Annotated in this window: 13 protein-coding genes; 2 read left to right on the top strand and 11 right to left on the bottom strand. The window is 71.1% G+C overall.

The window, feature by feature from the left end:
* Positions 1–21: 21 nt before the first annotated feature.
* Genes AC2SGK_RS10290 through lptF form a run of 3 tightly spaced genes read right to left on the bottom strand, consistent with a single transcriptional unit; the run spans position 22 to position 4,624 of the window.
* Entirely contained in the window at positions 22–2,400 is a 2,379-nt protein-coding gene (locus tag AC2SGK_RS10290) for an LPS-assembly protein LptD (RefSeq protein ID WP_488323455.1), read from the bottom strand.
* Positions 2,397–3,506 (bottom strand): LPS export ABC transporter permease LptG, encoded by a 1,110-nt coding sequence (lptG, locus tag AC2SGK_RS10285; protein WP_488323454.1) that lies wholly within the window; start codon positions 3,504–3,506, stop codon positions 2,397–2,399. The genes AC2SGK_RS10290 and lptG overlap by 4 nt, the downstream gene beginning before the upstream one ends.
* Positions 3,503–4,624, bottom strand: coding sequence for an LPS export ABC transporter permease LptF (gene lptF, locus AC2SGK_RS10280; protein WP_488323453.1), 1,122 nt, complete (start codon positions 4,622–4,624; stop codon positions 3,503–3,505). The genes lptG and lptF overlap by 4 nt, the downstream gene beginning before the upstream one ends.
* A 107-nt stretch (positions 4,625–4,731) precedes the next feature.
* On the opposite strand from lptF, the gene AC2SGK_RS10275 reads away from it, so the two are divergent.
* Positions 4,732–6,315, top strand: a complete 1,584-nt coding sequence (locus tag AC2SGK_RS10275; protein WP_488323452.1) for a leucyl aminopeptidase — start codon at positions 4,732–4,734, stop codon at positions 6,313–6,315.
* 30 nt (positions 6,316–6,345) lie between these two features.
* On the top strand, positions 6,346–6,795 hold the full coding sequence (locus tag AC2SGK_RS10270) for a DNA polymerase III subunit chi (protein WP_488323451.1): 450 nt from the start codon (positions 6,346–6,348) through the stop codon (positions 6,793–6,795).
* A gap of 79 nt (positions 6,796–6,874) precedes the next feature.
* On the opposite strand, the gene urtE is transcribed toward AC2SGK_RS10270, so the two are convergent.
* The 8 genes from urtE to AC2SGK_RS10230 form a co-directional block, all read right to left on the bottom strand.
* The gene (urtE, locus tag AC2SGK_RS10265; protein ID WP_488323450.1) at positions 6,875–7,582 is read right to left on the bottom strand and encodes an urea ABC transporter ATP-binding subunit UrtE; all 708 of its coding nucleotides are present in this window, start codon (positions 7,580–7,582) and stop codon (positions 6,875–6,877) included.
* Between the two features lie 3 nt (positions 7,583–7,585).
* Positions 7,586–8,326: an urea ABC transporter ATP-binding protein UrtD gene (gene urtD, locus AC2SGK_RS10260; RefSeq protein ID WP_488323449.1), complete on the bottom strand. Its 741-nt coding sequence runs from the start codon at positions 8,324–8,326 to the stop codon at positions 7,586–7,588.
* Positions 8,323–9,498 carry an urea ABC transporter permease subunit UrtC gene (gene urtC / locus AC2SGK_RS10255; protein WP_488323448.1) on the bottom strand — a complete coding sequence of 392 codons (1,176 nt, stop codon included), beginning with the start codon at positions 9,496–9,498 and terminating at the stop codon, positions 8,323–8,325. The genes urtD and urtC overlap by 4 nt, the downstream gene beginning before the upstream one ends.
* A 3-nt stretch (positions 9,499–9,501) precedes the next feature.
* Positions 9,502–11,421, bottom strand: a complete 1,920-nt coding sequence (urtB, locus tag AC2SGK_RS10250; RefSeq protein WP_488323447.1) for an urea ABC transporter permease subunit UrtB — start codon at positions 11,419–11,421, stop codon at positions 9,502–9,504.
* A 54-nt stretch (positions 11,422–11,475) separates the two neighbouring features.
* Positions 11,476–12,741 (bottom strand): urea ABC transporter substrate-binding protein, encoded by a 1,266-nt coding sequence (gene urtA, locus AC2SGK_RS10245; protein WP_488323507.1) that lies wholly within the window; start codon positions 12,739–12,741, stop codon positions 11,476–11,478.
* 216 nt (positions 12,742–12,957) lie between these two features.
* Complete coding sequence (gene ureG, locus AC2SGK_RS10240) at positions 12,958–13,581, bottom strand: urease accessory protein UreG (RefSeq protein WP_488323446.1); 624 nt, start codon at positions 13,579–13,581, stop codon at positions 12,958–12,960.
* The gene (locus tag AC2SGK_RS10235; RefSeq protein ID WP_488323445.1) at positions 13,578–14,243 is read right to left on the bottom strand and encodes an urease accessory protein UreF; all 666 of its coding nucleotides are present in this window, start codon (positions 14,241–14,243) and stop codon (positions 13,578–13,580) included. The genes ureG and AC2SGK_RS10235 overlap by 4 nt, the downstream gene beginning before the upstream one ends.
* Positions 14,206–14,775, bottom strand: a complete 570-nt coding sequence (locus AC2SGK_RS10230; RefSeq protein ID WP_488323444.1) for an urease accessory protein UreE — start codon at positions 14,773–14,775, stop codon at positions 14,206–14,208. The genes AC2SGK_RS10235 and AC2SGK_RS10230 overlap by 38 nt, the downstream gene beginning before the upstream one ends.
* Positions 14,776–14,788 lie beyond the last annotated feature (13 nt).

Genomic DNA, 14,788 nt, shown 5'->3' with positions numbered 1-14,788 from the left:
ATCTGGTCCTTGGTGCGCAACTTAGCGCATGCAGTTCCGGCGCGCCACCGTGCCGGGGCCGTTCTCTTGCGCGCCGAACCCCCCAAGGCGCACCGACAGATCGAAGCTAGTCTCGGCCCGCAGCAGGTCGCTGCTGGAGAAGCGCCGCGAGAGGCCCGTCTCCAGCGTAATGCACTCGTTGCGATAGGCCACGCGCAATGCCGCGCGCTGCGCCCGGTCGGCCGAGAAGTCATAGCGCGTCTCGGCCTCGCCCCACCAGCCGGGGGCGATCTGCCAGCCGACATTGGCGGCCAGCTCGGAGGCATCGACGGCGCGGCCCTCGTCCTCGTCGCGGTCGATCCAGATGTAGCCCGCCGACAGGTTCAGGTCGGGCCGCAGCCAGCCCACCCGCAGCTCGTTGCGCGAGATCCGCGCGGCATCGTCGAACAGCGCGCGGTTGGCGATGGCCAGGCCCGTGCCGCTGTCGTAATGCGCCGCCAGCAGCCAGTCCGACGACCGGCCGCCCAGGGGGCTGTCCTCGTCCAGGTTGTCCGCGTCGCGCGCCCGCAGGATGCGCCCGCCGGTGACGCCCAGGCTCCAGCCGGTCGGGTCGATCCGCGTCCAGCTCGCGCCCACATTGGCGCGCAGCCCGGTCTCGCGCGCGTCCCAGCCCGGAAAGCGGTTGTCGGAGAAGAGGTTGCCCTCGTCGAACTCGATCAGGCGGCTGTCCTCGTTCGGGATGTCGTCGTCGCGCCCATGCGGGGAATAGAGGATCTGGACCACCGGCTCGACCACATGGGTGGCGGCGCCCGAGCCGCCCGCCAGGGGCCAGCGCAGCTCGACCCCCACCTGCGGATCGACGCGGGTCACCACGTCGTCGAAGCGGTCGTCCTGCGCGATGCGGTAGAGATCCGCGTCCAGCCCGGCCAGCGCCGCCGCCACCACGCCCCCGGGCAGGATGCGGCTGCGCCGCCAGTCCACCCCGACCGAGGCCCGCGCCACGTCGCGCCCCACGATGTCGTCGTCCGAGGGGCGCCGATGCGCATGGGCCGACCATTCCAAGAGCGCCTCGCCCCCGATCAGGCGCGGGGTCACGCGGCGCAGCCAGATCGCGTCGGCGACCTGCGTGGGCGAGGTCGCGTTGTCCTCGTCCTCGCGCAGCGATTCGTAATTGCCGACCCGGCCCCAGAACAGCTTGTCGCGGCGCACCCGCTCCAGGCTGACGCCGCTCCACAGCCGGTCGGCATCGGTGATGCCGTAGTCCAGCAGATAGGCGCGGTCGCTGGCCTGCTGGACCTGAAGCGCCAGGCGATAGTCGCGCGGCAGCAGGAACTGCGCCGCCCCGAAGACATAGCCGCGCGTCTCGCCCTCGCGCAGGTCGTCGCGGCTGATGGCGCCGTTCCATTCGGTCGCGCCCGTGGCGAAGGCCTGACGATAGCGCAGCTCCAGCGTGCGGGTGCGGCTTCGGCTGACATAGGGGGTCAGGGTCAGGTCGGCGCTGTCGCCCAGGGTCTGGAAATAGGGCAGCTTGACCCCGAAGCCCAGGCCCGAGGTCGTGCGCACCTCGGGCCGCAGAAAGCCCGAGCGGCGGTCCACGGTCGGGTCGGGCGCGGTCACGCGGAAGGGCGCATAGGCCAGCGGCACGCCCAAGGCGCGCAGCTGCGGGCGGTCGAAGGTGATCAGCCGCGTCTCGGCATCGTGGACGATGCTGCGGGCGCGGATCTCCCACAGGGGGGTCGGATCGCCCGCGCAGATGCGGCAGCTGGAGGCCACGACATTGTCCAGCTGGCTGATGCGCCCGTCCTGGCGGCGCTCCAGCCGGGTGGCGGCCAGCTGCAACTCGCGCGCGAGGACCAGCCGCGCGCCCAGCACGATGCCGTCCTGCAGTTCGCGGTCCAGCTGGGCGCTGTCGGCGATCAGGATGGCGTCGGTCTCGGGGTCGGTGCTGCCGGGGCGGGACAGGTGGATCGGCCCCTCGATCGTCAGGTCGCCGGTCTCTCCGTCCACGGTGATGCGCTCGGCGACCAGCCGCGCGCCCTGGTGCCAGACCACCACGCCGCCCGCCGCGATCAGGGTCCGGTCCTGCTGCAGCAGGACCTGGTCGGCCAGCACCGTTGCCGGTCCCGTACCGGTGCCGGGCGTCGCGGCGCCGGGCAGGGTCACGCGGGCATCGGGGGCGGCGGTGGCCGGGTCCTGCGGGGTGGGCGTGCGGTCGCCCACCGGGTTGCTGCCCAGCACGTCCGATTCGGGCGCCAGCGCCGTCACCCCGTCATAGAGCGAGGCGCCGGGCATGCCGGTCAGGGGCGTGACGCCCATCGCGCCGTCACCATCGAATATGGACTGCGCGGCCAGTGGCCCGGACAGCGCGATCAGCGCCACCCCGGCCCGCAGCATCAGGCGGGTGTTCCAGCGCACGCTCATCCGTCCTCCCGTCTCAGGATCAGCCCCAGGGCCAGCATCGCGCCGACGAGGGGCGGGGTCCAAGCCGCCATGACCGGCGGGATCTGCCCGTTATCCCCCAGAACCTGCGCCAGATTGCGCAGAAAGAACAGCGCGATCCCCGCGCCGAAGGCCATCAGCACCGCCGCCCCGGTATTGCGGCCACGCACATGCTGCATGGTGAAGGCCGCGGCGATCAGCACCATCGCGCCCATCAGGAAGGGCCGGGCCAGCTCCATCTGGAACCAGACCTTGTGGCGGGCGGCGGAAAAGCCCGCCCGCTCCAGCCCGGCGATGAACTGCGGCAGCTGCCAGACCGGCACCGATTCGGGGCGTCCGAACCCCTCGCGGATGCGCTGCGCCGTCAGGTCCGAGGCCAGCGTCATGGCCGCGCTGCGCGTCACCGCCGCCTGCGGGTTGGGCCGGTCGAGGGGAAAGTCGCTGACCTCGCGCAGGTCCCAGGCCCCGGGCGTCAGCCGCGCCTCGCGCGCCTCGATGCGGCGGACGGGACCGGCCTCGGCGTCGAAGACCAGGAAGCTTGCGTCGTAGAGCGTCACCGCGTCCGGGCTGGCGCGGCGGGCGCGGATCACCACCTGGCCCGCCTCCTCCCCGTTCACGCGCAGGGCCTGGCGCAGCCAGACGGCACTGTCGCCCAGGCTGACGGTCTGGCTGCCCGCGCGGTCGATCTCGGCCACCGCATCGTCGTAGAGCGAGCCGGTCGCGGCCACCAGCGGGTTCAGAAGCCCCACGGCCAGCGCGCCCAGCAGCACAGCCGTGGCCACCGGCGCGCGCACGACCCTGAGCCCCGAGCGACCCGAGGCACGGATCGCCACCATCTCGGAGCTGCGGGCCAGCCCGAGGAACAGCATGATCCCGGCAAGCACCGTCATCAGCGGCAGGATGGAATAGAAGCTGCCGGCGATGTTCAGCCCCGCCAGCCGCGCCGCCCCCGCCAGCCCGATGCCGCGCCCCGAGAAGCGGCGGATGATCTCGATCATGTCGATCAGGAACAGGATCAGCAGGAACACCCCCGCGACCAGCAGGAAGGCGCGCAGAAAGCGCCGCGCCACATATTGCGCCAGGATCATCGCGCACTCCCCCTGGGTCCGCGCGGTCGCGCGGCCAGCCACAACAGCCCCGCGCAGAGCGCGGCGCCCAGCAGCGCGGGCAGGTACAGAAGCGGCCACAGGTCTGCGTCCCGGCCCACCTGGTTGGCGGCGGCGTTGGACAGGAACTGCACCCCGATCAGCCCCAGCACCGCCCAACCCACCTGCCGCCAGACCCCGAAGCGCGAGAACCCCCCGATCATCAGCGTGGCAAAGCCCAGCATCGCGGCGACCGGCGACAGCAGGGGCTGGGCCAGCCGTTCATGCGCCTCGCGCCGCGCATCGCCCGCGCTGGCGCCCGTGGCCTCCAGCAGGGCGGGCGGCGCGGCCAGCAGGGTGGGCGTGCCATAGTCGCGCAGGTCGCGCCCCCGGTCGCCCTCGCCCGCGAACATGCCCGCCATGTCATAGCTGAGTTCGGCGAATCGCGTGACCTCCAGGCTGGGGGTGCCGTCGCCGGGGCGCAGGGTCTGTGACAGGCCCTCCAGCAGGACCAGCACCGGCCCGGCCTCGGCCCGCACCACCAGCGCCTCCTGCGCGGTATAGGTGACCTGGGCCGCGGGGTCGCGCGCATCCTCGATGAACAGGTCCAGCAGGCGGCCGTCGCCCGCCACGTCGCGGATGAACAGCGTCACCCCGCGGACCGGATACTGAAAGCTGCCGGGGCGCAGGAACTGCGCGGTCACGTTCTCGGCGATCTCGGCGCTGCGGTCGGACAGGCGGGCGCGGGCCATGGGCACCAGCCCGTGGACCAGCACCGCGACCATCACCCCCACGAAGACGCCGAAGACCAGCACCGGCCGCGCCAGCCGCCACGGCCCCAGGCCCGCCGACTGCATCGCGACCAGTTCGGATTCGCCGGCCAGGCGGTTGGTGCCGTAGGCCGTCGCCGCGAATGCCGCCACCGGCAGCACGACCGAGATGACCAGCGGCAGCGTCAGCGCCGTGAACTCCAGAACCACCAGGGCGGTCTGGCCGTCGTTCAGCAGATCGTCGAACAGGCTGACCGCCCGGTTGATCCAGTAGACGGAGACCAGCACCAGAGCAAAGAACCCGAACAGCGTCAGCAGCTGCCCCAGGATGTATCGGTCGATGCGCGGCATGGATGGTCCTTGGCGTGACGTTCCGTCCTGCTTAGCCGCAAGGGCGGCTCTGGAAAAGGGCCGGAGCGGGGGCTAGGGTCACGGGCACCCGAACGGAAGGAAGACCGATGACCCAGCCCGTCGAAATCAGTTTCACCGAAACCGCCCCCGAGGCGCTGGCCGGCCATGAGGGCCGCGTCGCGCTGGTGCTGACCGGCCCGGACAAGCTGCCCGGCCGCCTGCCGCGCCCCGCGCGCGAGGCCGCCGCCCGCGCGCTGGCCTCCAAGGCCGGCAAGGCGCTGAAGCCGGGGCAGGTGCTGGAGCTGGCCTTTCCCGCCGGCATGGCCGCCGAGGCGCTGGTCCTGGTGATGCTGCCCGCGACCGCCACCCAGGCCGAGGCGCGCCGCGCCGGGGCCGCCCTGGGCGCCAAGCTGGGCCGGGGTCACACGCTGATCCTGGCGGGCAATCACAAGCGCGCGGGCGATCTGGCCTTCGGGCTGGCGCTGCGCGGCTATGACTTCTCGGTCTACAAGACCAGGCCCGCGCCCGCCCCGGTCAGCCCCGCCGCGGGCGACGGGATGGTCCCCGAGGCCGAGACCGCCGCCGGCAACGCGGTTCTGGACGACGCCCAGGCCGCCGACGCGCCCGAGGCCGCGGATGCGCCCATCGGCGACAAGGCCCGCGTGACCGTTATGGTCAAGGACCCCGAGGCGCTGGCCAAGGCCGCCCAAGATGCCGCCGCCGTGGCCGAGGGCGTGTTCTTCACCCGCGACCTGGTGAACGAGCCCGCCAACGTGCTGACCACCAGCGACTTTGCCGACCGCCTGCTGGCCATGCAGGAGATCGGCCTGGAGGTCGAGGTGCTGGAGGAGGATCAGCTGGCCGCCCTGGGCATGCGCGCCCTGCTGGCCGTGGGTCAGGGCAGCGAATCGCCCTCCAAGGTGGTGGTGATGCGCTGGAACGGCGGCGGCGACGAGGCGCCGCTGGCCCTGGTCGGCAAGGGCGTCGTCTTCGACACCGGCGGCATCTCGATCAAGCCCGGCGCGGGCATGGAGGAGATGACCATGGACATGGGCGGCGCGGGCGTCGTCGCGGGCACCATGCGCGCCCTGGCGCTGCGCCGCGCCAAGGCCAATGTCGTGGGTTTGGTGGGCCTGGTCGAGAACATGCCCGACGGTCGCGCCTATCGCCCCGGCGACATCCTGAAGTCGATGAAGGGCGACACGATCGAGGTCGTGAACACCGATGCCGAAGGCCGCCTGGTGCTGGCCGACGTGCTCTGGTACGCGCAACAGACCTATCAGCCCCGCGCCATCGTCGATCTGGCGACGCTGACCGGCGCGGTGATCATCGCGCTCGGCCATGACAATGCGGGCGTCTTCTCCAATGACGACGCGCTGGCGGGCCAGATCCTCTCGGCCGCCCAGGCCGAGGGCGAGGGCGCCTGGCGCCTGCCCCTGGGCAAGGCCTATGACAGCCTGATCGACTGCCGCCTGGCCGACATGAAGAACACCGGCGGGCGCGCGGCGGGCTCGATCACCGCGGCGCAGTTCCTGCAGCGCTTCATCCGCGAGGGGCAGGCTTGGGCGCATATCGACATCGCGGGCGTGGCCCTGCCGCCGGGGGGCACCGATCTGGCGCCCAAGGGGGCCTCGGGCTGGGGGGTCATGACCCTCGACCGGATGATCCGCGACGGCTACGAGGGCGCGTGACCGGCGTCCAGCCGGGGGCGGGGTGGTGAGATGGGCAAGGCGCTGTTCTATCACCTGACCCGCTCCCCGGCCGAGGCGCTGCTGCCGGTGCTGCTGACCAAGGCGCTGGCCGCCGGCTGGCGGGTCGAGCTGCGCGCCGCCGATCCCTCCCGGCTGGAGACGCTGGACCAGCAGCTGTGGCAGGGCGACGGCTTCCTGCCCCACGGCCTGGCGGGCGGGCCGCATGACGCGCGCCAGCCGGTGCTGCTGACCTTGCCGGATCAGGCGGCCGCCAACGGCCCGGCCTGCCTGATGGCGCTGGACGGTGTGGCGGTCGCCCCGGATCAGGTCGCGGGGCTGGAGCGGTGCTGCATCCTCTTCGACGGCGGCGACGGGGCGGCCATGGCCCGCGCGCGCGACCAGTGGCGCGAACTGACCGGCGCCGGGGTCGAGGCCGAATACTGGTCCGAGGAGTCGGGCCGGTGGGAGCGCAAGCGCTGATCCGCACCCAGCTTGCGCAGGCTCGGCCGGGGGGTCCGGGGGGCAGGCAGCCCCCCGGCCTCCGCCCGCGGCAACGACCCTACGCCGCGGCGTGTCCCGCCAGCCGCGCATGCAGGTCCGCCCGCGCCAGATCGCGCTTGGCCCCCTGCAGCACCGCCCGCCCGCGCTCCATCACCAGGAAGCGGTCGCCCAGATCCCAGGCAAAGTCGAAATACTGCTCGACTAGCACGATGGCCATGTCGCCCCGGTCGCGCAACCCCGCGATGACCCGGCCGATCTGGGCGATGATGTTGGGCTGAATGCCCTCGGTCGGCTCGTCCAGCAGCAGGAGGCGCGGCCGGGTGATCAGCGCCCGCGCGATGGCCAGCTGCTGCTGCTGGCCGCCCGACAGATCGCCGCCGCGCCGATGCGCCATCTCGGCCAGGACCGGAAAGCTCTCGAAGATCGCCTCGGGAATGCGCCGCTCGGACCGGGGCAGACAGGCAAAGCCCGTCTCCAGGTTCTCGCGCACCGTCAGCATGGGAAAGATCGCCCGTCCCTGCGGCACATAGCCCACGCCCATCCGCGCCAGCCGCTGCGCCGACATCCGGCCCAGGGGCTTGCCGTCGAAGATGATCTCTCCGCCCGATCGGGGATGCCTGCCGGCCAGAAGGGCCATGAGGCTGGTCTTGCCCACGCCGTTATTGCCCATCACGCAGGTGACCTCCCCGGCCCGCGCCTCCAGGTCGATCCCGTGCAGGATCCGGCTGCCGCCGTAATGCAGGGTCAGGCCCCTGGCCTCCAGCATGTCCTATCTCCCCAGATAGACGTCGATGACGTCGGGATTGCGGGTGACATGGTCCAGCGACCCCTCGGCCAGGACCGACCCCTGATGCAGCACGGTCACCTTGCAGTTCAGGCGGCGCACGAAATCCATGTCATGTTCGACCACCACCACCGCGCGGCTCTCGGCCAGGCGGCAGAGCAGCGTCGTGGTCTGTTCCCGCTCGGCCAGGGTCATGCCGGCGGCGGGTTCGTCCACCAGCAGCAGCCGCGGGTCCGAGGCCAGCAGCATCCCGATCTCCAGCCACTGCTTCTGGCCGTGGCTCAGATCGCCCGCGCGCCGCTCCAGCGCCTCGGAGAGACCCACCTCGGCGGCCAGTTCCGCCACCCGCGCCTCCGAGGCCGCCGTGGGCCGCCAACGCAGCACCGCGAAGGGCCCGCGCGCGGCGCGCAGCGCCATGGTCAGGTTGGCCGCGACCGACTGGTCCTCGAAGACGGTGGGGCGCTGGAATTTGCGGCCGATCCCGGCGCGGGCGATCTGCGCCTCGGAGAGCTTCAGCAGCGAGCGCGACTCCTCGCCCCACAGGACCTCGCCCGTGTCGGGACGGGTCTTGCCGGTCACGATGTCCATGAAGGTGGTCTTGCCCGCGCCGTTCGGCCCGATCACGGCGCGCAGCTCGACCGCGTTGATGGCGAAGGACAGGTCGTTGATGGCGCGGAATCCGTCGAAGGTCTTGCTGATGCCGCGGACTTCCAGAAGCGCGCTCATGCCCGACCCCCCTTGCGGGGCATGAGATCGACCAGACCCGCGATGCCCTTGGGCGCGTAAAGCGTGACCAGCACGAAGGACAGCCCAAGCGCCACCTGCCACCAGTCGACCCAGTTGACCACGTATCCCGGCAGGTGGATCGACGGCGCCCGCCCGCCGGTGAACCAGCTGGACAGCAGCGACACGACCACCGCCCCCACGACCGCGCCGTAAAGCCGCCCGCGCCCGCCGATCGCCACCCAGACCGCCAAGTAGATCGAGGCGATGGGCATCATCTCGGCCGGGTTGATGATCCCGGCCTGGGGATAGTACAGCGCGCCGGCGATGGCGGTGATCATCGCGGCCAGGGTGAAGACGACCAGCTTGAACCCCTCGACCGGATAGCCGAGGAAGCGCACGCGCGTCTCGTCGTCGCGGATGGCGCGGACCACGCTGCCGAACTTGCCGCCGACCAGCCAGGCCGCCAGGACGTAGAACAGCGCCAGCGCCGCGGCCGAGGCCCAGAGGAACCAGACCGACAGCGTCGCCTGATCGACATGGTCCAGGCCGGGCAGGTTCTGCAGGCCCGACAGGCCGTTGTTGCCCCGGAACCCGCTGTCGTTCTGGAACAGCCACAGCGCCAGGGCCAGGGTCATGGCCTGGGTCAGGATCGACAGATAGACGCCGTTGACGCGGGACCGGAAGGCCAGCCAGCCGAAGACCAGCGCCAGGAGCCCCGGCACCGCGACGACCAGGATCAGCTGCGCGGTCAGCGAATGCGCCAGCCACCAGGCCCAGGGCAGGTCGGCGCTGCCCACCACGCCGAAGATCTGGTTGGTCACGGCGGCCTGGACCTCGGCCGGGGTGGGGGGAATGGGCGACTGCTGCAGCTGGGCCAGCACGATGCCCTCGGTCCGCGCATACATCAGCCACTGCCCGATCATGTAGCCGCCAAGCGCGAAGAAGGCCATCTGCCCCAGGGACAGGATGCCCAGATAGCCCCAGACCAGGTCCATCGCGACCGCCGCCAGTGCCAGACACAGCGTCATGCCCAGGATCTTGACCGTCGATGTCGGCAGCGCGCCGGTGCCATAGGCTTGGCTGGTCAGCGTGACGACCAGCGTCAGCACAGCCAGTCCGGCCAGCATCGCCAGGACCGACGGATTCCTCAGGATGAAGGGGGTTCGGGTCATGTCTTACGCCTCGGCCGCGCGACCGCGCTGCGGGATGATCCCGCGCGGCCGGAACTGGATGAAGATGATGATGAAGAGGATCATGAAGGTCTGGGCGGCCAGGGTGTTGGCGGGGTTCATGAACTCGATCACCTTGGACAGCCCGCCGATCAGCGCGGCGCCGGCCAGCGTGCCCCAGATGTTGCCCACCCCGCCCACGACCACGGTCATGAAGCTCTGGACGATGTATTGCTGGCCGATCTCGGACGTGACCTGCGCGAAGAGGCCGATGGCCACGCCCGCGATACCCGCGATGCCCGATCCCAGGCCGAAGGTCATCATGGCGATGCGGTCGGGGTTGATGCCCATGGACGCCGCCATGCCGGGATTCTGGGTGACGGCGCGGACCTCCAGGCCCAAGCGGGTGCGCTTCATGATGAACAGGAACAGCGCCAGGAACATCAGCGCCAGCACGAAGATCGCCACCCGGATCGCGCTGATGCCGATGACGTCGTTCACGGTGATCGAGCCCTCCAGCCAGGCAGGGGCGGTCAGGGGCCGGGCCTGGGTGCCGAAGATGTTCTTGGCCAGCTGCTGCAGCGCGATGGAGACGCCGAAGGTCGCCAGCAGCGTCTCCAGCGGGCGGTTGGCCAGATGCCGGATCACCAGGCGATAGAGGACCACCCCCGCCAGCGCGGTGACCGCGAAGGCCAGGGGCAGCGCCACCACCAGCGACAGGGTGCGATCCGCGATGACGGTCTGGACCGTGTAGGCGGTATAGGCGCCCATCATGATGAATTCGCCATGCGCCATGTTGATGACCCGCATGACGCCGAAGGTGACGGCCAGTCCGATGGCCGCCAGGAAATAGATCGAGGCCAGCGACAGCGCGTCCAGCCCCAGGTCGATCCCGGTCATCGCGCCAAGGCGGACCTGGGCGCGGATCTGGGCGGCCTTGGCCGCGTCCGTCACGGCGGGGTCGGGTTCGGCATAGACCTCGAAGAAGCGGCTGGCGTCCAGGGCGGCCTGGATCTCGGTCTCGGTCGCGGCGGGGGGGACGGCGCCCGCCGCCTCCAGCGCCTGATAGGCGCGGTCGCGGGCGGCCTGGTCGGACAGCTGGTCCACGGGCACGCCCGCCACCGCCCCGTCGGTGATGTTGGCGGCCAGCGCCGCGCGCTGATCGGCACCCGACAATGGCGGCTGCAGCAGGTCCTGCTGGACCAGCTGGGCCAGGGCCGCCTCGCGCGGCAGGCCCGCGTCGCCGGGGGACAGCTCGCGCGCGACATTGGCGCCGGGCGGCGTGTCGGGGGCCACCACCGCGCGGGTCACCAGAAGCGGGTTCAGCGCGGCCCGGAAATCCAGGCCCACGTCGCCCGCCATCTCCTCGATCGCGGCGACGCGGGCGGCGCTGTCGGGGTCGTGCTGGATGGTCAGCAGGCGTTCCAGCCGCGCCTTGCGCGCCGCCAGCACCGGGTCGGGATCGTCCAGGGCCGCCCGCAGCAGCGGCAGCTGGTCGGGCGCCGCGCCGCGTTCCAGCGACTGCAGCGCGGCCGCGCGCCGCGCGGGGTCGGGGTCGCTCAGCGCGCCCGCGGCCAGCGCCGCCTCGATCACGCCGCGCACGCCGGAATTGGGGCGCAGCATGCGCGGATCGGCACCCGCGACCGCGTCGCCGGTCACAGCGTCCGTGGCCGCGTCACCGTCCATGATCAGCAGTCGGCCGGTCCCCGTCAGCCCCAGGCTGCGGTCGGCCCAGGCCTGCAGCATCGCCAGCCCCTCGGGGCCGGTCGCGGCGATCTCCTCGACCAGCGGGCCGACCGTCTGGCGCGAGGGGCGTTCGATCTGGTCCAGGTTCGCGTCGATGACGGCCTGCAGGGCCGGGTTGGCCTGCGCCGACCACGGCAGGATCAGCGCAAGCGCGCAGGCAAGAAGACGATGGCGGATCACGGGGGCTTCCTTCGCACGAAGGGCCGGGCGGCGCGGGGCCGCCCGGCCGTCACGTCAGTAGTTCGACTGGACCTGGACGCAGCTGTCCGTTTCCGTGTTGAACATGCCGCAGTCCTTGCCCGGCCAGTCGGCCTCCAGCACCGCCGATTCCGGCAGGAAGTCGGTCCAGGCGTCGCCCGGCACCGGCTCGGTTTCGCTGACGATGTCGAACTGGCCGTCCTCGCGGATCTCTCCGATCAGGACGGGCTTGGTGATGTGGTGGTTGGGCAGCACGGTGGCGGTGCCGCCGGTCAGGTTCGGCACCTCGACGCCGACGATCGCGTCCAGCACCGGGTCCACATCGGTGGTGCCCGCCGCCTCGACCGCCGCGACCCAGGCATTGAAGCCGATGACGGTGGCCTCCATCGGGTCGTTGGTCACGCGGTCCGCATCGCCGGTGAAGGCCTTCCACTCCTCGATGAAGGCGGTGTTGGCGTCCGATTCGGCGCTCTGGAAGTAGTTCCAGGCCGCCAGATGGCCGACCAGGTTGGTCGTATCCAAGCCCGACAGCTCCTCCTCGCCCACGGAGAAGGCCATGACCGGGATGTCGTCCGCCGACACGCCCGCCGCCGCCAGCTCCTTGTAGAAGCCCACATTCGCGTCGCCGTTGATGGTGGAGACGACGCCCACCTTCTTGCCGCCCGCGCCAAGCGCCACGACATCGGCCACGATCTTGGACCAGTCGGAATGCCCGAAGGGGGTGTAGTTGACGAAGATGTCCTCGGCCGCGACGCCGTTGTCCTTCAGATAGGCGTCCAGGATGTTGTTCGTGGTGCGCGGATAGACATAGTCGGTGCCCAGAAGCGCCCAGCTCTCCACGCCCAGCTCGTCGCGCATGTAGTCGACGGCGGGGATCGCCTGCTGGTTCGGGGCGGCGCCGGTATAGATGACGTTCTTGGACGATTCCTCGCCCTCGTACTGGACCGGATAGAACAGCAGGCCGTTCAGCTCCTCGATCACCGGCAGGACCGACTTGCGGCTGACGCTGGTCCAGCAGCCGAAGATCGCGTCCACGTCGCTGACGGTCAGCAGCTCGCGCGCCTTCTCGGCGAACAGCGGCCAGTCGGAGGCCGGATCGACGACCACCGCCTCCAGCGGCCGGCTCAGCACGCCGCCCTTGGCGTTCTGCTGTTCGACCAGCATCAGGACCGTGTCCTTCAGCGTCGTCTCGGAAATCGCCATGGTGCCCGACAGCGAATGCAGCACGCCGATCTTGATCGGTTCGCCCTCCGGTGCCTGGGCATGGGCGGCATGGGCCAGCGTCAGGGCGCTGGTCAGCATCAGGATCTTCGTCAGCCTGGTCATCGTTACCCTTTTCCCCCCGGCGCGTTGGCCGGTGTCCCTGTTGTCCTTGGGAAGGCGCACGGCCTTCGCAGGTGCAGAAAGACGGCAGAATCGGGCAGTTGGACAGGATTTCAGCAGTCCGCGCCTGCGTCGCGCAGCGACTGGCGCGGTCTTGGGCGGCGGGCGCGGCAGATGCCCGCCCGCCGGGCAATCTCAGGCCGCGCGGGGTGTCAGGCCACCCTGTTCGATCAGGAAATCGACGATCTGCTCTACGCCGCGGCCGTGGCGCAGCTGGGCCATGACGACGGGGCGCGGGCCGCGCGCCTCATGTGCATCCTTTTCCAGCAGAACCGCATCGACGCCGACATGCGGCGCCAGATCGGTCTTGTTCACCACCAGGAGGTCGGAGCGCGCCAAGCCCGGGCCGCGCTTGCGCGGGATGTCCTGCCCGGCGGCCGTGTCGATCACATAGATCGTCAGATCGGCCAGTTCCGGGCTGAAGGTCGCGGCGAGGTTGTCGCCGCCCGATTCGATCAGGATCAGCTCCAGATCCGGGAAGGCCGCGTTCAGGTCGGCGATGGCGGCGAGGTTGATGCTGGCATCCTCGCGGATCGCGGTATGGGGGCAGCCGCCGGTCTCGACCCCGCGGATGCGTTCCACGGGCAGGACCTGGGCGCGCATCAGCGCCTCGGCATCCTCGCGGGTATAGATGTCGTTGGTGACGACGGCCATCGACAGGCGGGGGGCCAGCGCGCGGGCCAGCTGTTCGGTCAGCGTCGTCTTGCCGGCGCCGACGGGACCGCCGATGCCGACGCGGAGGGGGCCGTTATGGCTCATGAGCGGAAGATCCTCGTTGTCATGGTTTCGTGGGCCATCGCGGCGATGTCGGCGCCCCAGGTGGCGCTGGTCAGATCCTCGGGCGTGGCCGTGACGGCGCGGGCGGCGCGTTCCAGGATCGCGGGCTGCAGGGTCGCCAGCATCCGCTGCCCCTCGACCGGGCCCAAGGGCAGGAACCGCACCGCCGCGCTGATCAGCGCCGCCGCCTGCGCCTGCAGGAAGGCCGCGATGATCTCTGCCGGAGGCAGGGGCAGGGCGGCGCAGGCGCGGCCCATGGCGACGGGCAGGGACACGGGCGGCTGCGGCGACCCGGTCAGCGCGGCCATGTTGGCGGCGAAGGCCGCACCCTGCTCGGTGGTCTCGGTCTGGCGCTGGCTGCTCATGCAGGCGGCGCGGGACAGATCGTCCAGATCGGCATGGTCGGCCCCCGGACGCAGCGCCAGCGACAGCAGAACGGCATCGGACCAGCCCGCGCCGTGATCCAGCCAGTCGGCCAGCCATTCCGGCAGCGTCGCCCGCGTCACCCATCCCGCGTCAATCGCGTATTCCAGGCCCTGCGACCAAGCAAAGCCGCCCACCGGAAAGGCGGGCGACAGCAGTTGCGACAGGGTCAGGCGGGCCGCCTCAGGCGTGGTCATGCGCGTGGCTGTGATGTCCCGCATGGCCGTTGCTGTGGCCGTGGACATGCGCATGGGCGTGGCCTTCCGCATGGGCATGCACATGTTCGCCCGCGCCATGGGGATGGTGCGTGGCGGGCCCGTGGTCGTGGCCGAAGGTGCGGCCATGGCCGTAGGCGCCGCCTTCGGGGCGGAAGGGCATGTCCTTGCGGCACATGTCCGCGCCCAGCTGCTTCAGCATCGCCTCCAGCACGTGGTCCTGGCGGATGATCAGGCGATCGGCCTCAATCCGGCAGGGGGTGTGGCGGTTGCCGATATGCCAGGCCAGCCGGGGCAGGTTACCGCGGATGACCAGCACCGGCTCGGCCGCGGCGCGCACCACGACCTGACGGCCGTCGGACAGCTCGAACGCGTCGCCGTCGTCCAGACTGGTGACCTCGGGCAGGTCGACCATGAAGTCGCCCCCCTCGCAGGACAAACGCTTGCGGCGCAGCAGGCGGCCTTCGTAGTCAAGATGCACCTCGGCATCGAAGGGCGCCGGGGCGTTGCGGATGATGGAATGTGCGGTTGCGATCATGGTGGGGTTCTCC

The sequence above is a fragment of the Paracoccus sp. NIOT.M2S5SZ12 genome, assembly GCF_057748165.1.
This window is presented reverse-complemented; position numbering and strand designations above follow the sequence as displayed.

Coding starts and splice junctions, on each gene's coding strand:
- urtD (WP_488323449.1), bottom strand. CDS start 8,326: ATGAGCGCGCTTCTGGAAGTCCGCGGCATCAGCAAGACCTTCGACGGA.
- urtE (WP_488323450.1), bottom strand. CDS start 7,582: ATGCTGGAGGCCAGGGGCCTGACCCTGCATTACGGCGGCAGCCGGATC.
- AC2SGK_RS10275 (WP_488323452.1), top strand. CDS start 4,732: ATGACCCAGCCCGTCGAAATCAGTTTCACCGAAACCGCCCCCGAGGCG.
- lptF (WP_488323453.1), bottom strand. CDS start 4,624: ATGCCGCGCATCGACCGATACATCCTGGGGCAGCTGCTGACGCTGTTC.
- lptG (WP_488323454.1), bottom strand. CDS start 3,506: ATGATCCTGGCGCAATATGTGGCGCGGCGCTTTCTGCGCGCCTTCCTG.
- AC2SGK_RS10230 (WP_488323444.1), bottom strand. CDS start 14,775: ATGATCGCAACCGCACATTCCATCATCCGCAACGCCCCGGCGCCCTTC.
- AC2SGK_RS10270 (WP_488323451.1), top strand. CDS start 6,346: ATGGGCAAGGCGCTGTTCTATCACCTGACCCGCTCCCCGGCCGAGGCG.
- urtC (WP_488323448.1), bottom strand. CDS start 9,498: ATGACCCGAACCCCCTTCATCCTGAGGAATCCGTCGGTCCTGGCGATG.
- AC2SGK_RS10290 (WP_488323455.1), bottom strand. CDS start 2,400: ATGAGCGTGCGCTGGAACACCCGCCTGATGCTGCGGGCCGGGGTGGCG.
- ureG (WP_488323446.1), bottom strand. CDS start 13,581: ATGAGCCATAACGGCCCCCTCCGCGTCGGCATCGGCGGTCCCGTCGGC.
- AC2SGK_RS10235 (WP_488323445.1), bottom strand. CDS start 14,243: ATGCGGGACATCACAGCCACGCGCATGACCACGCCTGAGGCGGCCCGC.
- urtA (WP_488323507.1), bottom strand. CDS start 12,741: ATGCTGACCAGCGCCCTGACGCTGGCCCATGCCGCCCATGCCCAGGCA.